This is a genomic window from Levilactobacillus senmaizukei DSM 21775 = NBRC 103853, from assembly GCF_001592085.1.
Taxonomy (GTDB): Bacteria; Bacillota; Bacilli; order Lactobacillales; family Lactobacillaceae; genus Levilactobacillus; species Levilactobacillus senmaizukei.
Genome location: NZ_BCWD01000029.1, coordinates 1 through 20,717, shown reverse-complemented (window position 1 = coordinate 20,717; position 20,717 = coordinate 1). Strand labels below are relative to the sequence as shown.

The 20,717-nt window shown below is 48.5% G+C and carries 20 protein-coding genes; 6 read left to right on the top strand and 14 right to left on the bottom strand.

The genetic code is table 11. The features are described from left to right. Window positions 1–53: 53 nt before the first annotated feature. Both LSE01S_RS11065 and LSE01S_RS09320 read right to left on the bottom strand, forming a co-directional pair. Complete coding sequence (locus tag LSE01S_RS11065) at window positions 54–230, bottom strand: hypothetical protein (protein WP_169790367.1); 177 nt, start codon at window positions 228–230, stop codon at window positions 54–56. A gap of 42 nt (window positions 231–272) precedes the next feature. Next, window positions 273–716 (bottom strand): MarR family winged helix-turn-helix transcriptional regulator, encoded by a 444-nt coding sequence (locus LSE01S_RS09320; protein ID WP_061777363.1) that lies wholly within the window; start codon window positions 714–716, stop codon window positions 273–275. A gap of 138 nt (window positions 717–854) precedes the next feature. Here LSE01S_RS09320 and LSE01S_RS09315 point away from each other — a divergent pair, with 138 nt between their 5' ends. From LSE01S_RS09315 to ppx, 5 genes are read left to right on the top strand one after another with little or no spacing between them, the layout of a single operon-like run. Beyond that, window positions 855–1,412: a DUF5067 domain-containing protein gene (locus tag LSE01S_RS09315; protein WP_061777362.1), complete on the top strand. Its 558-nt coding sequence runs from the start codon at window positions 855–857 to the stop codon at window positions 1,410–1,412. Window positions 1,413–1,430: 18 nt separating this feature from the next. Further along, window positions 1,431–2,249: a LicD family protein gene (locus LSE01S_RS09310; RefSeq protein ID WP_061777361.1), complete on the top strand. Its 819-nt coding sequence runs from the start codon at window positions 1,431–1,433 to the stop codon at window positions 2,247–2,249. Between the two features lie 27 nt (window positions 2,250–2,276). Further along, window positions 2,277–3,806, top strand: a complete 1,530-nt coding sequence (locus LSE01S_RS09305; RefSeq protein WP_235808332.1) for a Ppx/GppA phosphatase family protein — start codon at window positions 2,277–2,279, stop codon at window positions 3,804–3,806. Continuing rightward, complete coding sequence (locus LSE01S_RS09300) at window positions 3,803–5,968, top strand: RNA degradosome polyphosphate kinase (RefSeq protein ID WP_061777359.1); 2,166 nt, start codon at window positions 3,803–3,805, stop codon at window positions 5,966–5,968. Before LSE01S_RS09305 ends, LSE01S_RS09300 begins: the two co-directional genes overlap by 4 nt. After that, a complete protein-coding gene (gene ppx, locus LSE01S_RS09295) occupies window positions 5,969–6,910 on the top strand; it encodes an exopolyphosphatase (protein WP_061777358.1) in 942 nt (313 codons plus the stop codon). 91 nt (window positions 6,911–7,001) lie between these two features. On the opposite strand, the gene LSE01S_RS09290 is transcribed toward ppx, so the two are convergent. From LSE01S_RS09290 to cdaA, 12 genes are all read right to left on the bottom strand, one after another. Further along, window positions 7,002–7,787 carry an NEAT domain-containing protein gene (locus tag LSE01S_RS09290; RefSeq protein ID WP_061777357.1) on the bottom strand — a complete coding sequence of 262 codons (786 nt, stop codon included), beginning with the start codon at window positions 7,785–7,787 and terminating at the stop codon, window positions 7,002–7,004. Window positions 7,788–7,804: 17 nt separating this feature from the next. Then, window positions 7,805–8,911 carry an NEAT domain-containing protein gene (locus tag LSE01S_RS09285; protein ID WP_162257441.1) on the bottom strand — a complete coding sequence of 369 codons (1,107 nt, stop codon included), beginning with the start codon at window positions 8,909–8,911 and terminating at the stop codon, window positions 7,805–7,807. Window positions 8,912–9,001: 90 nt separating this feature from the next. Then, window positions 9,002–9,724, bottom strand: a complete 723-nt coding sequence (locus LSE01S_RS09280; protein WP_061777355.1) for an NEAT domain-containing protein — start codon at window positions 9,722–9,724, stop codon at window positions 9,002–9,004. A 178-nt stretch (window positions 9,725–9,902) separates the two neighbouring features. Further along, entirely contained in the window at window positions 9,903–10,211 is a 309-nt protein-coding gene (locus tag LSE01S_RS09275) for a hypothetical protein (RefSeq protein ID WP_061777354.1), read from the bottom strand. Window positions 10,212–10,616: 405 nt separating this feature from the next. Further along, window positions 10,617–11,702, bottom strand: a complete 1,086-nt coding sequence (locus tag LSE01S_RS09270) for an ABC transporter ATP-binding protein (RefSeq protein ID WP_061777353.1) — start codon at window positions 11,700–11,702, stop codon at window positions 10,617–10,619. Window positions 11,703–11,883: 181 nt separating this feature from the next. Next, entirely contained in the window at window positions 11,884–13,287 is a 1,404-nt protein-coding gene (locus tag LSE01S_RS09265; protein ID WP_061777352.1) for a glycoside hydrolase family 73 protein, read from the bottom strand. A gap of 86 nt (window positions 13,288–13,373) precedes the next feature. Further along, window positions 13,374–14,081: a glucosamine-6-phosphate deaminase gene (locus tag LSE01S_RS09260; protein WP_061777364.1), complete on the bottom strand. Its 708-nt coding sequence runs from the start codon at window positions 14,079–14,081 to the stop codon at window positions 13,374–13,376. Window positions 14,082–14,224: 143 nt separating this feature from the next. Beyond that, a complete protein-coding gene (locus LSE01S_RS11210; RefSeq protein WP_156470509.1) occupies window positions 14,225–14,347 on the bottom strand; it encodes a hypothetical protein in 123 nt (40 codons plus the stop codon). A 175-nt stretch (window positions 14,348–14,522) separates the two neighbouring features. After that, a complete protein-coding gene (glmS, locus tag LSE01S_RS09250; RefSeq protein ID WP_061777350.1) occupies window positions 14,523–16,340 on the bottom strand; it encodes a glutamine--fructose-6-phosphate transaminase (isomerizing) in 1,818 nt (605 codons plus the stop codon). A gap of 257 nt (window positions 16,341–16,597) precedes the next feature. Next, window positions 16,598–17,953, bottom strand: a complete 1,356-nt coding sequence (gene glmM / locus LSE01S_RS09245; protein WP_061777349.1) for a phosphoglucosamine mutase — start codon at window positions 17,951–17,953, stop codon at window positions 16,598–16,600. A 25-nt stretch (window positions 17,954–17,978) separates the two neighbouring features. Further along, complete coding sequence (locus LSE01S_RS09240; RefSeq protein ID WP_061777348.1) at window positions 17,979–18,950, bottom strand: CdaR family protein; 972 nt, start codon at window positions 18,948–18,950, stop codon at window positions 17,979–17,981. Continuing rightward, a complete protein-coding gene (cdaA, locus tag LSE01S_RS09235) occupies window positions 18,950–19,798 on the bottom strand; it encodes a diadenylate cyclase CdaA (protein ID WP_061777347.1) in 849 nt (282 codons plus the stop codon). The genes LSE01S_RS09240 and cdaA overlap by 1 nt, the downstream gene beginning before the upstream one ends. A 245-nt stretch (window positions 19,799–20,043) precedes the next feature. On the opposite strand from cdaA, the gene LSE01S_RS09230 reads away from it, so the two are divergent. Next, the gene (locus tag LSE01S_RS09230) at window positions 20,044–20,703 is read left to right on the top strand and encodes a DUF1361 domain-containing protein (protein WP_061777346.1); all 660 of its coding nucleotides are present in this window, start codon (window positions 20,044–20,046) and stop codon (window positions 20,701–20,703) included. The last annotated feature ends 14 nt before the right edge of the window (window positions 20,704–20,717 follow it).

The window sequence follows — 20,717 nt, the reverse complement described above, 5'->3', positions numbered from 1 at the left end:
GATAAAAAAAGGCCACACCCCCGATTGATATCGGTCCGTGTGGTCTTTTCACTTTAATGGCGACCTAGTCGCTGCCGTAGCCGTTCCCACCATGAAGAACTCTGCGTGGACTCGCCATAAACATAGGAGTGGGATTGCCGGGATGACCGCTTGTCATCGCGATCATCATCCATGAAGACAATCTTACGCCAGCGCTTGGCTTCTTCGTCACTCATGCGCTTTTTGGCCATTGGCTTCAATCTCCTTTTCTCTTAGCACAATTGCTAACAAGCTTATTTTTTTAGTCGGGTTAGCTGGCTGAAATCACGAATAAAGGTCAAAATTTCCTTCGCCCGATCTTCACCATAAACATCGACCCAGCTCTGGAATCGCGTACTGATTCGTTCCCGAATCACCCGTTCCGCTTTGGCCCCAGTAGGCGTCGCAATTAAGTATAACCGTCGCCGGTCATTTTCGTCCGGTTGTTGTTCTAAATAGCCCTGTTTTAACAAAGTTTTAATTTGTCGGGAGACCGCACTCCGGGTGACCTGACGTTCACTAGCAATATCCATAAGGGTTACCTGACGATGACGGGTAATCTCACGTAAAATTAAATACTGCTCGAAGGAGAGGTGAAACTCCTTAGCAGGCTCCGAGACAAATTCATCCAAATACTTCAAAGAATTCATATACACATCAATAAAAGCATCCAGTAATGACGGTTCCTGATCAGCCATGCTTTCCCACCTACAATTCTCAAAATACGATTTTTATCTTAGCATTTACCCGCGTTAAATTCCAGTTTTTCTTATAGTAACGCTTAGCTACTGGACCAACCCCGTTGAATGTGCGATAGTCAAGGAGGAGGCGCTTTCATGAAACAAAAACAGTGCATATTATTAGGCTTACTCAGCCTGAGCCTCCTGACCGGTTGTGCCAATCAAACGCCAACCAAGTCAGTCGCAAGTCCGAGCTCAGCAAGCAGTCATTCACAGGTTGTTCAGCGTTCCACTTCGTCAAGCAAGGCTAAACCCACAGCAACCTATTCCCAGCAAACCTTTACCATTTCGAACGTGGTCTTCCAGATCACCGGTATGAAGGTCACGGCGAGCGCCACGGCCAACCGACAACTCTTCGTCTTGTATTATACCGTGACGAACCATCAATCCAAATCGATTGTACCTAACGATATCTGGCAGGATGCCGTCTCAGCTCAGCAATCCGGCAAAAACCTAGGGACAGGTAACCTGGCATTCACCACCAGCCAGACCCAGGATAACAATAAGCTGAATCGCACCGTGATGCCGCTCAAAGCTGGTCAGAGTGAACAAGGCCTCGCAACCTTTGAGCCTAAGGGCTCGGCGGCCATCACCGTGACCTACAAAGATACCCATCATCGGTCCATTCATCAGAGCCACTATTCAATCAATTAAGACTAGAAAGGAATCTTTATGACATCGCTAATCGAACGAATCCACCACGTTGCCTTAGGCAACCTCGATCAATTTGTCCAGCTGTGTGAGCAGTTGAACATCGAATACTGTCTGCTGGGTGGGTCCCTACTGGGCGCCGTTCGGCACCAAGGCTTCATCCCTTGGGACGACGATGTCGATGTGGGCCTATTACGAACCGACTACGACCGTCTTATTACTGAGGCACCATCACTGCTAACCACCAGCAACTACTTCTTACAAACGCCACAGACCGATGAGAACTATGGGCTGAGTTACGCCAAGCTGCTTGATCGGAGAACTTACATTGAAGAGAAGAATAATGTTAACAACGCCCGCAAAGGGGTCTTCATTGATATCTTTCCATTGGATCGAATTCCCAGTGACCCGGGTCTACAACGGGAACAACTTGCTAAATTTCAGGTCTTAAATGCTCGGATTCTTTTTCAATTGCGTTATCACTTAGTTGATACGCCACTACGTAAGTTTCAAAGTGATCTCACCCCGGAGCAGCTAGCCGAGGTGGCTGCCTTAAAAGTCGAACGGAATGCCGTGATGACCCAGTATCAAACCACTGCGAGCATTCAATTCAAAAATCTAGCTTCGCAATACAGCTATGACAAAGAAATTTATTCGATTTCTGAGTTAACTGACTTAACATCGGTGCCTTTTGAGCAACTGATGCTCAAGATCCCGAAAGATTATGATAACATTTTGACACGTATGTATGGGGACTATCGGGTCCTGCCCCCAGAGAATCAACAAACCGAAAAACATTTGGACCGCCTAATTATGGACAATCAAGTCTTCACCGACTAAAAACTCTTGAGGAAGTAGATGACAACTATGGCTGATGATTATTTTGGCGCCATCCTAGTGAATGTTTCCAGCATTGAGCTTTCCATCGTCAATCTGAAAACGGGCACGCAAACGGAACGAGTAAAATCCAGCGTCGCAATTGGGGAAAATATTTACAACCATGAAGAAATTGACTTTGGAACCGTCGCCGACGCTGTCGAAGCCCTGCGGGGATTTCTACAAATTATTAAGGACTACGGCGTCACTAATTACCGCGTATGGGGCTCTCAAGCCTTGTCGTCAGCACCAAATGCCGAATTCATCCGGGACCAACTCTACGTGCGGACCGGTCTCCACATCGATTGGCTGTCACTAGGGGAAGAATCCTTCGTACGCAACGAAGCCATTGCCCTCAAACTCGACCAGTATCAAGACTTGGTCAAGCATCACGCGGCCATTATCGGCCTGAACTCAGGGAGTACGACCCTGTCCTTCTTTGCTAATGGCCACCTGGTGGCTTCCCACAACATGAAGCTGGGTCCAATCCGAATTAAAGAGGTCCTGCAAAACTTACGGGCCACCGCCCCCAACCCCGTTGATGTCCTCGACGACTACATCAACAGTAAGGTCGATGACTTTTACCGATTTTTACCGGCCGAATTACAAAACACCCCCAACCAAATTATCTTGATTGGGGCCACGCCATTAAACAATTACTTCATTCCACAAAATAAGATTAGCTACACCCTAACGATTCAAGACTTCATCAAATTTAGCCGGGAAGTTTCCGGCGCCACCAATCAGTTTTTGGTTGAACGACTGCGAATTACCGAAGAAAACGTCGATACGGTATTACCCGTCGTGCTCCTGGTTAAGAAACTTTTGACCGTGGTTCACGCCGACAAACTCCACCTGGTGAACTTGAACGTCCTCGATGGCCTCACCACTAACCAATCGATTACCGCTGGCCATCATAAGTATCACTTTGAAAATCAAATTCTAGCGGCAGCCGATGACCTGGCTCAACGTTACCGGGTCGAACCGCACCACATGGAACTGGTCCGGCACTTTGCCCTGCACCTCTTTGACCAACTGCGACCACTGCATCACTTAACCAACCGGGACCGACTCCTGTTACAAATTGCGGCCATCGTTCACGACATTGGGGGCTTTATCGATACCCACGAACACTATCTACATTCCGATTACGTCTTGAAACAGTCGGAAATGCTAGGCCTTTCGAATGAAGAAACGCAGATCATTGCCGCCGTATCTCGTTATCACAGCACGCGAACGCCGGCGGAAGACCTTGCCCACTTCCAACAATTAGATGCCGACAAACGGTTAGTGGTCGCCAAGCTTTCCGCCATTCTGCGGTTAGCCGATGCCTTGGACGATGCCCATCAACAAACCATTCAAAAAATTTCCGTCTCCGTTCGGACAAATAAGATTGTCATCACCGCGTTCAGTGACGACGAACTGTACTTGATCCGCTGGGCCTTTAACTACAAAGCCCAATTCTTTACCGACGTCTTCGGGCTACAACCCGTCTTAAAACAAAGGAGGTTACACAAATGACCGTTGATTACACCAAGTCTAAGTATTACACCAACCGTGAGCTCAGTTGGCTGGACTTCAACAATCGTGTCTTAGAAGAGGCACGTGATAAGGCCAATCCACTGTTAGAACGGGTCCGGTTCTTAGGAATTACGCAAAGCAATGTTGACGAATTCTTCATGGTCCGGGTAGCCTCACTATCAAAGTTGGCCGCCGTCAACTATCCCAAGCCTGACGCCTCCGGCATGACCGCCGAAGCTCAACTACTCGCTGTCAATGCGAAGGCCCATGACCAGGTGGTCAAACAATACTCGACCTTGAACCGGATGCTCCTCCCCTTACTGGCGAACCTCGATGTCCACGTCTTGGAACCGGGTGAACTTTCCGGTCAACAGACCCGTTTTATTGAAAAATACTTCAACGACGAAATTTCTCCTGCCCTGACCCCGATGGCCGTGGACAGCTCACGCCCATTTCCATTCATCGGTAACAACACCCTGAACATTGCCCTGCGGCTTTTCAAGGATGGGGACAAGAAGGACAAGCGCTTCGCCACCGTCCAAGTTCCCGATATCTTCCCACGGACCGTCCGTTTGCCGGGGGCCGACAATGATTTCATTATGCTGGAAGACATCATCAAAACCTTCATTGGTAACCTCTTCATTGGCTATCAGGTCAAGGAAGCCGCAAACTACCGCGTCATCCGGGACATGGACCTAGACGTGGCCGAGGAAGACACCTCCGACCTATTAAAGGAAGTTGAACAGCAACTGAAGAAACGGGAACACGGGGGCGCCGTCCGGTTAGAAGTCGAATTAGGTATTAGCCAATCACTACGTCAACGGCTGATTAAGTCCATCAACATCGCGGAATATGCCGTTTATGAAATCAATGGCCCCATCGATCTGACCTGCCTCAGTGGCCTGACCAAGCAAATTGCCGGTCACGACGACGAGAAGTACCCAGACTTTCAATCGGCACGAACGCCCGGATTGCAGCCGACCGATGATGTCTTCAAGACGATTCGCCAGCACGATGTCTTGGTACATCACCCTTACGACAACTTCTCTGCGGTCACGGAGTTCATTCGTCAGGCAGCCTATGATGACGATGTCCTCGCCATTAAGATGACCCTGTACCGGGTTTCCGCCAACTCGCCTATTATTAAATATCTCGGTTCGGCGGCCCAAAATGGTAAGCAGGTCACGGTGCTCGTGGAAGTTAAGGCCCGCTTCGACGAAGAAAATAATGTCCACTGGGCCCAACAACTGGAAAAGATGGGTTGCCATGTGATCTACGGCCTAATCGGACTGAAGACCCATTGTAAGCTCACCTTGATAGTTCGACGAGAAGCCGATGGGATTCGGCGCTACATGCACATGGGAACCGGGAACTATAACGACGTGACCGCCCACTTCTACACCGATCTCGGCTTGCTGACGACCAACACAGACATGGGCATCGATGCTTCCAACATCTTTAACATGTTGTCCGGCTATTCGGAACCCCCATTCTTCCACCAATTACACATGTCACCAGATGGCATTCGAACCTTCATTAGCAAGAAGATTGATGAGGAGATCGCGCACGCCAAGGCAGGCCAACCGGCTTGGATTGAGATGAAAATGAATTCACTCTCCGATTCGGAAATGATCGCTAAGCTCTACGAGGCTTCCCATGCCGGCGTGCATATCAAACTGATCGTTCGGGGAATCTGTTGCCTGAACGTTGGGATCCCGGGACTCAGCGAAAATATTGAGGTCCACTCCATCGTCGGCCGCTACCTGGAACACAGCCGCATCTACGCCTTTGCCAATGCGGGCGATTCCCAAGTCTACTTATCCAGTGCCGACCTCATGACCCGCAACCTCAATCGCCGGGTTGAATTGCTATTTCCAATCTTGAACGCGACGCTACGTCAACGGGTTTTTGACATTTTCAACACGCTCTGGCATGATAACGTCAAGACCCGTGTTCTGATGGCCGACCGCTCGTTTACCCGCGTCGACCGGCGTGGGCTCGATCCACTAGATGCCCAGGCTAGCTTCATGACTCAAGCTACCAAAGAAATTGCAGCTGCCACCCAAAAACGCCCTGAAGGCGGCTCAGTTACGCATCAATTCAAACCAATGTTAAGTCCTAAGAATCAACCAAAATCCCCTATCGATCGGAGTCCTGAATAAATGGAAAACTTAGTTGTCATTGACCTGGGATCAAACTCAGTCCGGATGACGATTAGTGAACTCGACAATGCCGGCAACTATCAGACGGTAACCCAGGAGAAGCGCTATGTCCGGCTCTCCGAAAACATGGGTGATTCCCAAATCTTACAACCGGCGGCCATCGAGCGGACGTTAACCGCTCTGGAAGAATTTAGAGCCATTTACAGTGAGCTTGATCACCTCAAGATTAAGGCCGTTGCTACTGCGGCGGTCCGTCAGGCCGGCAATCAAAAGCAATTTTTAAAACAAGTCAAAACACAATTAGATCTCGATTTCACCGTGATTCCTGGGACGACCGAGGCACGGTATGACTACCTAGGTGTGGTGAACACCTTGCCCGTTATCAATGGCTTACTCGTTGACACCGGCGGAGCGTCTTCCGAACTCATCTTGGTCCAGAATCGGCAAATGAAACATGTCGTCTCGATCCCGCTAGGTTCCGTGACCTTGTCACAGGCTTACCTAGAAAGTGATCGAGTTCAGGCCGATTCCCTGTTTGCGGCAATGACCTATGTGAACAACATCTTAAATGATGTTTGGTGGCTGCGTGAGGCCACCAATCTTCCCGTCTTCGGACTGGGTGGTGCGAACCGGACCCTTGCTAAAATCAATCGACGGAATAAGAACTTCTTGAATTTCGAGGACGTTCATGGCTACAAGCTTTCTGCGGCCGAGGTGTATGCGACGTTAACCCGCCTGCTAAGCCTCGATCTAGCTGGACGGAAGAAGATTCCAGGTCTTTCCAAGGACCGAGCCGATATCATCGTGGGTGGGCTAATTCCCGTCACGTTACTCATGCGACTGCTCGATTCAAAACAAATCACTTTTTCCAATGCGGGATTACGCGAAGGCATCCTGTTCGAACAAATTAACGAGATTAAAAACGGGACTGAGGAAGACTAGTCCGATCGTCAAAAAGGCGTTGTGGTTGCGGCCACAACGCCTTTTTTTGCTTGTCTAAATTGATCAGCTGGATTATTCCCTGGCGGTTAACTCAGTGCCGACCAAAGTAAAACCAACTACCGCCACCGATCCCCACAACAATCATGAGAATACCACCAACCAGAACCTTCCAATGAACCGCTTGCTGTGGGACCTGATCAGCCGAGGTGCCATCATTTTCCGATAATGACGGTTTCTTTGCCGGACGGTCTGACCCAGAACGATTCCTCGAGCTTGATGTCTTCGGCCTAACTGCTGACGCCGATCCAGCCGCCGCTTTTTCAGACGATTCGACTTTAGCCGGAGAATGGGACTGCTTGGCTACCGGCTTTGTAACCGTTACTTGGGCCCGTGAACGTGTCTGCAGGCTTGGGAGCCCACGGGTTTGAAACTGCAGGCTCATTCGGTGAGTCGCCTGATAAACATGGATCACGTCAATTTTAAGTTTTAAGGTCACCGGCTGCTTCAGACTGGACGTCTTAAATGAAAAATCTACCAACGAATTTCCCTTACCATCCTTGCGCCGATGCAGCATAATTGGTCCCTGTCCGGCGACACTTTCCACTGTAACTGGCCAGCTGCCAAGCTGCTTGGCAGTTTTCATTCGTACACTAACCAGATACTGCTGGCCGGCCACCTGCACCTGAGCAGGATGAACAAAATAACCACTCGCCATTGAAGGATTGGTTGTCTGGTACTTGTAAGCATGATAATCAATGGACTGAGCATGTGCACTGAAAACCGGTACCATCAGGCCAACCAGCATAATCCCACTAGCTACGCCTAACCAACGTCCCCAGTGACGACCTCGCAACTTCCATGAGATTCCTATGACCATAATACCCCCTATTAGGCTCATGATGGCCCGCTGGGTCGTATTCTCCCCAGTATAGCCGGTAAAGTTGCCCGTTGGTTATGCTGAGTCACAGAGGCCCTTTGAGTGCCCTTGACGGCAATTGCCACCGCCGTTGCCCGATCAGCACTGGCCGCTCCATGACTGGCAAACTTGAACCGAATTGGAAACGTCTGGCTAAGCCCGACACCGGGTACCGTGACGTGAATCTTGCCGGGTATCAGATGATGAGATAAATCTTGCAAACGCGATACCGAAAATTGATACGTCATTTGATAATGATCGCCAGTTGATTGATAGTGAATCGTTCCGGTGGCCACGGGCCGACCATTCACCATTTCGGGCACCACCGCCTTGGGACCCAGTCCCAGCGACTTTGCATAACGGACGATTAACTTAACTTGATAGTTTTTTTCGCTGTCTCGTCTGATCTCAGCCAAATCGGTGAAATAACGATCGGCTTGTGAACGACCACTCCCGCTCCCCTTCAGGACTTGATAACGCCAATAAGTCACTTGAGTCTGGGCTCGTGTCAGCCTTGGCTGAACTTTCTTGGCCGTCGTTCTCACGGATTGGGTCGCCGTTTTGGCTGGTATTTTAGTGGTTTCAACCTTCACCTTCTGCTGTCTGGCAAGGTCATTAGCAGCCTGCATCAACGCTGCTGTGGTGACCGCCGTCGTTCTGCTCTGCGCGTGTTCCCAATCTAAGACTAACCGAGCAGACTCCGTCATCGCACCCACCGGTGTGACTAACTTGAAGGTCGCCGTGATGGGGCTCGCTAACCTTGTTAACTGAACCTGATAAAGCGTTTGCTGATTCACCGTACCAACCTTTTTCGCCGGTTGTTTAGCCAGGTCAAACTGTTGGATGTATTGACCGCCATTGGAAATGAGGACAACTGTCGGCCGCTGGTCTTCAACTTTAACTACTGCCGTTTTGGCGAAGAACTGATTGGCCGCCGATTCACGCACACTTTTTGATTGTTCAATCTTCATCGGCACTTGATAAACGCCGTCCGCCAGACTTGCCGCCTGTGCTGACACGCCGCTGCCCATCCAACTTAATAACCCAACCGTAACCATGACCAGCCCAATTAACCACCGTTTCATCATCCTTCAGCTCCCCCAATCCATCATAACCAGCAGTCATCAAAAGGAGCTGTTCTGAAACAGCTCCTTTGGTTCCCAGCATTATCGCTGCTACTTCACGGTAACGCTCTTGGTCGTGGTTCGATAGCCGGGTCTAGTCGCAACGACCTTCAGTTTCCAGTTTCGCTTGACTCGTTGCTTCAACTTAATCGTATATGACTTGGTGTTAACCGTCGCCTGCCCCAAAGTCCGCTGGCCATGTTTGACGGTGACTTTCGCCCGTTTAGTTGCGGTTCCGGTTAACTTCCGCGCCTTGGCTTTAATCTTATGGACGCTCAGTTTGGCTTTATTTGTCGCCTGCAGACTAGTCGTCTTAAACCTCAAGGTTGCCGTCTGAGTCATTGTAGTCATCTGATTACCCATCGGAACGGTGACTTTGAAACCAATCGTCTGATCCTTCTTCAAATTTACCTTGGTGAAGGTATACGTATTACCACTGCTACTCCGCTTGACACTCGCTGCCTGACCGGCTAACGTCATACCATTTAAGAACTGATTGCCAGCCTTGGTAGCCTTAATCGTCACCGTGGCCTTGCGGTCCTTGGCAACCACCGTCGCCGTTGAATTTAAGTATTGCGCAGCCTCCGACGCCTGCTTGGTACCCGTTCGATACAGATTGTATTTTATTTGATACTTGCCATTTGCCAGCTTTGCTGCATTTAATGCCGCTGCACTGGCTACACTAGGCTCGCCAATCGACTGGCCCAATGGTAACCCTGCCCCAACATTCAGCAACATTAAAGCAACCACACCACTCACTACAGATTTATGCATGTTTGGACCCTCCCAAGTCATGATTCTAAGGCATTTTGTGAATTCACCTACATGCTATCACCGGGCTTAGTTAACGACTAGAATTTAGTTGTGGATCAACAAAAAAGGCAAGTGATGGTTATGTCACTTGCCTTTCCACCCGATAAACGAATGGCTTTCTTAATTTAATTGTGACGACTTATCCCAAGTGATTTTCGTGGAGGATCGCTTGAACTTCCTGCTGCATGTCTGCCGGTTTTTCCCACTCATCAAATTTGGTAAAGTCCTCTTCCGGCATCGTGTAATGTTCGTTGACGTAGTCTTCATAAGCCTGGACGTGTGGCGTGTGGGCAATGTTTAGCTGAAGAATACGAACTTGCTTGATGAGTCCTCGCTCGACGGCCAATTCGGCTCGACCATTCTGAACCATATCGCTGATCTCCATGTATTTGGTGCCGTCTAACCGGGTAATTTCCTCGATTAATGTAAATGTTTCATGACTTTTCATTTCGAATTCCTCCCACAATGGTCTTATTATACCGTGATTGAGCGCAAAACAAAACCACTACCAGGGAATGGCAGTGGTCGGCATAAGAGAGAAAGAGAATTGATTAGAAGGTAATTATTAATACCTTACAGACAATAATATACCGGTTTTTGTAAGCGCTGTCAATAGCTTTCTGAAAATTATTGTACGTTTTAACGATGTCCCCCCTCACTCATAACCAGAATCGACCATTCTACAAAAAAAGGAACCGACAATTGCTGTCGATTCCACCATTTAGTTTTCACCAAATGAGAGATAGACCTTCATCCAATTCATTGGGAAATCAAACAAAGGGGTAAATAAATGGTAAATTAAACATACCACGTTAAATGATAAAAATCTATCTATTTTCTAATTATTTTTTAATTATTTGACACCTTTAGTCTCGTTCGAATCGTGCAGTACTTTTTCAACATGTACCAGGTTCGACGGGTTCTGAATAATGCTCCGTAACGAGTGCCCGGAGATATTAGCCCAGCAGGTGAACAAGAAAACTAGGGTCACCGCAAAGGTTAACCAGCGCGAACTCGCCGTCATCTTTTCACTAATGACCGAACCATAGAAGTCCTTCTTAACTTCGGCGGATACATTACCGTTGTTTGGTTCAGCAGCTTGCCGATCCGCAATGACTTGCTTCTGATAAGCGTCAATGTCAAACGTCTTTTGATTGTTCTTCATTTGACGTTGGAAGTGCTTCTTTTCCTGTTTCGTTTGGGCCTTGAACCACTTCGTGAAGTTGCGGTAGTGTTGCACGATTTCTTTAGTAGGGCCAAGTTCCTTCAGGGTCCCATAATGAATCCACGCTACTCGATCACAGAGGATTTCGACTTGCTTCAAGGAGTGACTAACGAAGACAATCGTCTTACCCAGGTCCTTGAATTCAGCAATCTTGTCCACACATTTTTGGTAGAACGTATCGTCACCAACGGATAAAGCCTCATCAATGATTAAGATATCTGGATTAACGTGAACCGCGATGGCAAACCCCAACCGGGACTTCATCCCTGAGGAGTAGCTCTTAACGGGTTGGTATAGGAAATCCCCAATATCGGCAAATCCCACGATATCATCCATTAAGGCATCGATCTCTGGGTTGGTTAACCCTTGCATCAAGGCCTTCAGCCGAATGTTCTCGAGACCGGTCAGGTTTCCTCGCAACCCAGCACCGATAGCGATGATGGACGTATCCCCACGAACATCGACTACCCCGGTTGTCTGTGGAATGATTCCGGAAATGATGTTCGACAAGGTCGACTTTCCGGAGCCGTTGACCCCGATGAGGCCAATGGTTTCACCGGAGCGAACCTCGAGGGAGATACCCATCAATGACCAGAAATGAGGCACCTTATTGTTGCCAACTGAAAAGAATGACCGCAGCTTCTCCGACTGGGTCTTAAACAAGTCATATTCCTTGGTAACGTTTTGAACCTTAATTTTATAAGAATTATCCATGAATTAAACTTCCTAACTCGGTTATTAACCATCCAAATACCGCTTGAAAGAGATCCAAGCTTAGTCTGTTGTATTATACCAAATATTTATCAATGGGGGAACATTTCTCTGTCGGCTTAGTCTTTTCTTTAAGCCACTGCGGTCAATAAAAAAAGTCGGGACTTGGTCCCGACTTCGGTTGCTAGGACAATGCTCGTGCATCAACCCAGTAATTGGTTTTCTTACCGCTAAATTTAAGGCGATACCAGTTGGTCTTGTACGCGGTCTTGTAGCCCTTGAGATTGACCGTGACCTTCACACCCTTTTTACTGCCCTTGGGCCACTTAGAGATCCTCTGGTCAAAATGCGTATTTTTGACGTGATTGTACAACTTGTATTTGTTATATTTGCTACTTAACTTTTTGGTGCCACCCGCTGCGGAATAGGTGACGTAATCATACTGTGGACTGGCGGCCGTCTCTGCAGCCGCGATCCAATACTTCTTACTGCCGACCTTAATTCGATACCAAGTAGTCTTAACACCATCCTGATTCTTAATGGCCTGGCTATCCGCCTGATAAGTCTTAGCCGTCAGTTTGCTCAGTTTACCCTTCGATTTAGCCAGATACGGCGAATTAAAAACGTGGTCGTAATAACTCCCACTCAGCTTACTATTCACCTTGACCTTGGCCGTACCGCCGGTATAACTGATGCTCGGAAACGCTAACGCCTTATCATAAACCCAGTATTTCTTCGACTTCGTACTCTTAGCAAAGCGTACTCGGTACCAAGTCGACTTGGCCTTCGACTTAGCAGACGTTTTAACCGCGCGCATGTCGAGATAAACTCTGATACCCTTATTGGCCTTAACCTTGCTCCAGGATGTCTTAGTGATTCCTGCCCGTGTATTTTTGACGTGATTGTACAAACGATAACTACTGTACTTCTTGCTTAGATTGGCCGTTTGCGTACCACTTGCGCCATAATATTTAGCCGTGTCGTAGACCACCTTGTCTGCAGTAGAACCCGAGGAACTGTTGCGACTGTCTAGACTGCTCATGTTATACTGCTTAATCAGGTTAATCAGACTACCGCCGTAGCTCGGGGCTGTAGCATAGGTCCCAGTCAACGCGTTGGCCGCATCTGAATAAGTCTTGGCGTTCTCACGCCAGGTGCCACTATAAATCGTGGGATTATAACTCGTGCCGTTACGCAATAAGGTGGCGTTATCGGTCATCGAGGCTTTGGCATTCGGGTATTTACGAAAGTTAGCCTTCGTATAATAGAGTTGCCCGTTTTCATCATACTCGGCCGTCTGCATGCTGACCGACTGCCCGTTATAACTACCCTTCACCCCGAAGTAATTGTTGGCCGATGTCGTCAATTGACTGGTTCCCCAACCACTTTCTAGAGCCGCTTGGGCCATCATAACGGATGGGTACAGCTTGTACTTATTTGCTACGGCTTGCACGGGACTCTTCAATTGTGAGATAAAATTTTGAGGATTGGAAGTCGCCGCATGACTCGATTCCCTCGTAATAACCAGACTACTCAAGCCAACACCCACTAACAGTGTGGCGAGTAGCCAGCGCTTTGATCGCTTCATCTAACCGTTCCCCCTTAAAAACGTTTCCAGAACAAGAATACCATAACTCGTCTCGGTCTAGGAACAAATTTCAAAGGAAATCTAAATTAGTGCTTTAATTGACTGGCAGCGGCTTCATCTAAGATAACCGTGACGCGGGGATGAGTTTGTAAGTAACTTGCCGGAACATCTGGTGTGACAGGACCCTCGATCATCGCCGCAACGGCCTTAGCCTTGGCCTCACCGTACGCCACAATCAAGATTTGCTTGGCCTTTAAAATGGAGCCAATCCCCATCGAATAGGCATACCGAGGCACCTCGTCTTCGTTTTCAAAGAAACGGGCGTTGGCGGCAATCGTTGACTCCGTCAAGGTCACTTTGTGCGTCGTTGACTCGGGGTCAGTTCCCGGTTCGTTGAACCCAATGTGGCCATTTTGGCCCAGGCCCAACAATTGTAAGTCAATCGGATTATCTGCAATGATTTGGTCGTACTGACTGGTTGCCGCAGCAGCATCCAGATTAGACCCGTCCGGCACGTAGGAATGAGCAAATGGCTTAGCATTAAATAGATTCTTTTGCATGAAGTAATGGTAACTTTGCGGATGGTCTGCGTTCAACCCAACGTATTCATCCAAGTTAACCGAAGTCAGTTGACTGAAATCCAGTTGGCTACCAGCCAGCTCATTGTAGATGGTAATGGGTGAACTCCCGGTGGCCAGGCCCAAAACTTTAGCCCCACCGGCTAACGCGTCTTTGAAGACCTGAAAGCCTACACGGCCCCCTTCAGCCTGATCTTTGACAATATGCAAGTCCATGTTCGTTCCTTGTGTCATCATTGTTAGTCTCCTTGTCTTTAATGGTATAGTCCAATTATAAATGCTCTAGGCCATATTTGCAAGTCAGACACCCTTTTTGAAGCCAATAAAAAAGCCGCTCACTGAAGGCTTCAGTGGTCGACTTATTTGCGACGAACGCCACGCCGGTTGGCGCTCAGGGCATTCTGCTGTTTACGGAATTTCTCAAAGGTTGCATCCCGTTGCTTCTGATTCTTATGGGAATCAACCCGTTTTGTATATTTCATGACTTTCACCACATTTTCATTGAATATTTGAAAACACTATACAACGAAAACAACGTTTATGCAAGTAATACCACCGGTTGACGCCAAATGAAAGCGGCTTGAAAGTTACCCTCCAAACCGCTCTCACCAAACCCACCAGTAATGAGCCGGCGAATCTCGATGTTATTTAACTTATTTATTCAACCGTCACGCTCTTAGCCAGGTTTCGTGGTTTATCCACATCCAAGCCCTTGTTCAGGCTGGTGTAGTAAGCCAGTAATTGAGCCGGTACAACGCTTAAGAGTGGCATTAAGAGTTCATCGACATCCGGCAGAACCAGGTCATCATCGTCAGTGGCTAAACTTTCCCGGACGATGGTCATCGTCTTGGCCCCGCGGGCAATCGTTTCTTGCAAATTACTCCGAGTTAGGCTAGCCGTCTTGGCCTGTGTAATAATGCCGATAACCGGTGTCCCCTTTTCGATCAAGGCAATCGTCCCATGCTTCAATTCACCAGAGGCAAACCCTTCGGCTTGAACGTATGAAATTTCCTTTAGCTTCAAAGCAGCTTCCAAGGAAACGGCTTGATCAATCCCTCGACCAATGTAGAACGCCCGGTTGGTATCCATCAAGAATTCATTGGATAGCCCTTCCAACTTATCCTTTTCATCAACAATGGCTTGCATCCCATTGGCAACCAACGCTAATTGTGTCCGCACATCAAAGGCCTTAGCGGCATCTAAGCCCAGGTCTTCGCCCAGGGCCTTGGCCAAGATTGCTTCCAAAGCAATCTGTGCGGTGTAAGCCTTGGTTGAGGCCACGGCGATTTCTGGACCGGCGTGTAAGAGCAAGGTGAAGTTAGCTTCTCGTGAGAGCGTTGAATTTTCGACGTTCGTAATCGTTAAGCTTGGGTAACCCGCTTCGTTCACGTTAGATAGGACTTCTCGACTGTCGGCCGTTTCGCCGGACTGGGTCAGGAAGATAAAGAATGGCTTAGCGGACAACAGTGGTTGCTCATAAGCAAATTCCGAAGACACATGGACTTCGGTTGGCATGCTGGTCAGCTTTTCAAAGAGCCGCTTCCCAATCAAGCCCGCATGGTAACTCGTTCCGGCACCCACAATGTACAACCGATCGGCTGCTTGCATGGCCTTGATCAACTGATCATCGATCTCTGGCTTGCCCTCACCGTTCAAGTATGTTTGCGTCAACTTACGCATCACGTTAGGTTGTTCGTCAACTTCCTTCAACATGTAGAAGGGATAAGTCCCCTTATCGGCTTCATTAGGATCCATGTCAACGTGGAAGGGATCCCGAGTAACGGCCTTGCCGTCAGCATCTTGAATGTCAACGCTATTAGGCGTAATGGTTACCACTTCACCATCCATTAATTCTAGGAATTCATGGGTTTCACGAAGCATGGCAAAGGCGTCGGAACAGACCACGTTAAAGCCATCCCCCACACCGATTAACAGGGGACTCTTTTGCTTAGCAACAAACATGGTGTCGGGTTGTTCGCGATCCATCATCAGGAAAGCATATGAAGAACCCTTCAACAGGCCCAGCGTCTTAACCAAGGCACTCTTGGCGTCTAAGTGGTCTTCAACGGCAAACTTGTCGACCAATTGAACAACGACTTCGGTATCGGTTTGACTCTTGAAAGGAACATCCTTCAAGTAGGTATCTTTTAATTCTTGGAAGTTTTCGATAACGCCGTTGTGGACCAGGTAAAAGCGGTCATCATTAGAGAAATGTGGATGAGCGTTATCAACGGTTACCCCACCGTGAGTGGCCCACCGCGTGTGACCAATCCCGGTTGAACCATGCACGTCAGGCGTAATCTTTTGACGGAGTTCGGCAATCCGACCCGTGGTTTTAACCAAGAAGTCCTCACCCTTTTGATCGTTAACATAGATGCCCGCGGAATCGTAACCCCGGTATTCAAGCTTTTGTAAACCGTCTACTAAGATCTGAACGGCGTTATCTTTCCCAGTAACTCCAACAATTCCACACATGTTATTTTCTTCCTTTACTCAACGCCAATCAACCTGACTGCGGGATGGCGGATAATTTATTAGCTTAAATGTATCAGCTTTCTTCAAAATTGGTATAGACTGAAACAAAATGAAAAACAATTCTGAATGACTACACTTTACAGCCTTTCACCAGGGTTGTCAATTAAAAAATTCAAAACTGGTCTAATGGCCTTTTATTATTGAATTTACAGAAAAAGGGACCCAGCTTGCGCCGGATCCCTTCACGTTTTCATTTGTTATTTAACGCCGACTTCGGCCCGAACCACATCAGCAATGCGGTCCACGTAGCCACTTACAATTTCTTCGGTTGGGGCTTCGGCCATCACCCGCAGTAAAGGTTCCGTCCCGGAAGGACGAACCAGTACCCGGCCATCACCGGCCATTTCTTCTTCAACCGTCTTAATCATGGCCTGAACTCGTGGGTTGTTCAAGGCTGCTTGCTTGTCGGCAACTTTGACGTTCACCAACTTTTGTGGATAGGTCTTCACATCGGCAGCCAAGTCGGAAAGTTTCTTTCCGGTGACCTTCAAGATGTGGAGTAATTGCAAGCTAGTCAAGAGACCGTCACCGGTCGTGTTGAAGTCCAAGAAGACGATATGCCCAGATTGTTCGCCCCCCAGGTTGTACCCAGACTTCCGCATTTCTTCAACCACATATCGGTCCCCCACCTTGGTCTTAACCGACTTCAGGTTGTGGGCAGCCATGGCCTTATACATCCCCAGATTACTCATAACCGTGGTTACGATAGTATCCTTCTTTAGGCGACCGTGTTCGGCCATGTACATCCCGCAGATATACATAATCTTGTCACCATCGACAATGTCCCCATTTTCATCTACCGCGATACACCGGTCACCGTCACCATCGAAGGCCAGACCAATCTCGGCACCCTTTTCAACCACAAACTTTTGTAGCTGCTCGGGATGGGTTGACCCAACCTGATCGTTAATGTTCAATCCGTTGGGAGTTGTCGCAATCGTATCGAAGTCTAAGTTCAGGTCGGCATATAACCGTGAAACCAAACCACTGGTTGATCCATTCGCAGAGTCAACTGCGATGTGCAACCCTTCTAAGTCGTCAGCAATGGTTTGTTCCAAGAACTGGATATACTTTTGACTACCTTCGGAATAATCCTCAACGGTACCCAAGCCATCCGTGGTTGGCCGTGGCAACTCGTCCTTTTCGCCGTCGAGCAAGGCCTCAATTTCTTCTTCCATTTCGTCTGAGAGCTTATAGCCATCGTTCCCAAAATATTTAATCCCGTTATATTCGACCGGGTTGTGGGAAGCGGTAATCATGACGCCGGCTGCGGCTTCCTGCGTCCGAACCAAATAGGCAACGGCTGGCGTACTGATCACGCCCAGACGAAGAACTTCAATTCCAACGGACAACAGTCCGGCGACCAAGGCGTTCTCCAGGAGTTGCCCTGAGATCCGCGTATCTCTGGCTACCAATACTTGCGGATGGTCGTTATCGCTATCCGCGTGCTGAGTTAAAACGTAGCCACCAAATCGACCAACTTTAAATGCTAATTCAGGGGTTAATTCTTGATTGGCAACGCCCCGGACGCCATCAGTTCCAAAATACTTCATGATCAATACTCCTCATTTCTAAGTCTTAGTTTGTCGTTGCTTTAACGGTAACCTTAATCGTTGTTGGGTCAAAGGCCGTGACATCGTTGTCATCTGTATCCAACGTAATGGTCTTCGTGGCGTTGTTCTTAACGTCACTAACATCCACGTCGACATCCACGTCATCCAAATCCTTCAGTTGTGACGAACTGCCATAAGCGGTCACGCTCGACACATTACTGGTTAGCTTGTAAGAGGTTCCCGATGACCCATTCTTGGCGTTCAGGTTTAACCCCACCTTCTTGGACTCTCCGTCCGACTTGATCGGCAGGTTAACCGTCGTAGTGGACGGCGTCAGGATAACATTAACCGTCTTGCCCGAACTATCCAAGGCTTCAATCACCGCTTGGCTGTTAAGGGTCTTCTTGGTATTCTGTGGCACCGTCAGTTGGGCCACCACTTGTTTAATCCGTGAGATCTCGTTGGCCGCTCCGGTCGCCTTTACCGTGGTAACGTCAGAAGTGGCCTTGCCGGCCGAGTAACCAGCGGCAATGTTTTGACTATTGTACTGAACTTTAACCGGGAACGAGACCGTCCGCCGCGGCTCAATATCAACCGTAATCTTGGCCGGCGCAATGGTCGACTGAATCTCATGATTCAATCCCTCCTGGTGCAAGGTCACTCGGTGTTTGCCCACACCGAGGTCACTTAGCGCCGCGTAGACTTTGAAATTTTGCGTGTTAGCGGTTGTTGTGACCAGGGCCAGTGGCCCCCGCAAGGTAACCTTGACCTTCTGGGGATACCCTGTCACGAAATACTTGTTACTATTAACGTTAAGTTGTAATGGGACTGAGACCGTCATGGACTTAGTTGCCGTGAGCGAGGTGTTTGCCCCCGTTGAGCTGGTTGACTGGGTATTATTGGATGACTTCGTACTATTCACATATAAAAATAATAGGATCGCCAGTATCAATGCCAGCACCCGGTAGAGCCACGTCGTGTAACGCCGATTCTTCATTAGCGCCGCCCCCCTCTAAAACGTTTGTCAAACCAATCCAGGGTCTTAACCAGGACATTGGTATTCGAGGCCGCTTCGGAATTAACCAGTTCATTGCGGAGCAATTTCAAGTAATCTTCCTGAGTTAACCCCCGAATGAGCTCGTTGTTCTTAGTAATCGATACTTCACCGGTCTCTTCAGAAATGACGATCGTCAAGGCATCTGTGACTTCCGAGATCCCAACCGCCGCCCGGTGACGCGTCCCCAGTTCCTTAGGAATCAGGTTGCTTTCAGACAGCGGTAGATAGGCCGCCGCAACGGCGATCCGCTTGTTTCGGATAATCACTGCGCCATCGTGGAGTGGTGTGTTGGGGATAAAAATGTTGATAAGGAGTTCACCCGTTAGTTCGGCGTCCAAATCAATTCCCGTTTCGATATAATCTTCCAGTCCGGTTTCCTGTTGAATCGTCATCAGGGCCCCAATCCGACGCTTAGACATGTATTGAATGGCCTTATCCAGGCCCTCAATCATATGATTGGTCTCTTCGTTTTCATGACGCATTCGAACAAAGATTGACCCGCGACCCAGGTGTTCCAGGCCCCGCCGAATTTCCGGTTGAAAGACGATAATAATGGCAATCACGCCCCAGTTAATGACCTGATCGACCAACCACAACACGGTGTTGAGGCCCAGATAGGCACTAACAAAACGGACGATTAAAATCAAAATAACCCCCCGGAACAGTTGAATGGCCTTTGTGCCCCGGAGCATCACGATCAGTTCATAGATAACAAACCAGACGACAATAATGTCGAGCAGGTTGACTAGGTTCCCTATTGTCAGGATGTTGCCCCAATCCAGGTTCATGACTTTCCCTCCAAATCGAATTCAGATTTTATTATAGCACGCCACCCCAGACTTTTCGCCCTGAATCCTAAGTAATGCCGAATCCCCCGGCATTTCGCTGAGAAAACTTACGGATTCTTTAAAACCATTCCTGACCGTCAGCAGAACCAGAATAATCTGGTAACATGGAAGTCATATTGAGCGAATTTTGCTGTCATTGGCGTTAAAATAAGGTTAGATGAGGTTTAGAAAGAAGGTGAAAGCTGATGAGTCGCCGTGCCCGGTGGGAAGTCCGGATCTTTTTCATAATCTGGTTAATATTTCTGTTCTTCCGCGCGAAAGATCCCTTCTCATTTTTGGTCCTGAATACCTGTTTAGGGGTGCTCCCGATCGAGATCAGCTTTCACCTCCACAGCCGGCAAGTTCAAAAGGCCTGGCTATTCTGGCCGATATTTGCCCTGTGGCTGTTGTTCTACCCCAACACCCCCTATCTCCTGACCGATCTGTTTCATCTGTCGCTGTTGCGGCCATATGCACTTAGCGGCCTACTCAGGGTGACTCCCCATATCTGGATATACTTTACGTACATGGTCATCAGCGCCGTTGGCTGTTCATTCCTGGGCTTCTGGAGCCTAAATCACGTGAGCCACCTGGTCGCCGAACGGTTAGTTAAGGGGCAACGTCTTGGTCGGGTGGCGATCTTGGTTGCCCTGACCTTTCTGACCTCCGTTGGCATTTATATCGGCCGCTTCCTCCGAATCCATACGATCTATCTCTTTTTGAATCCAGAACAATTCGTCCGACCACTCATCACCATGTGGACACCAGACATGTGGTTGTTCGTGGGGCTGATGACTTTCATCCAGCTCTTCTGTTACTGGATTCTTCACTTAATTACATCTAATAAAGATGAAATGACCCTATAACCAAATAAAAAAGG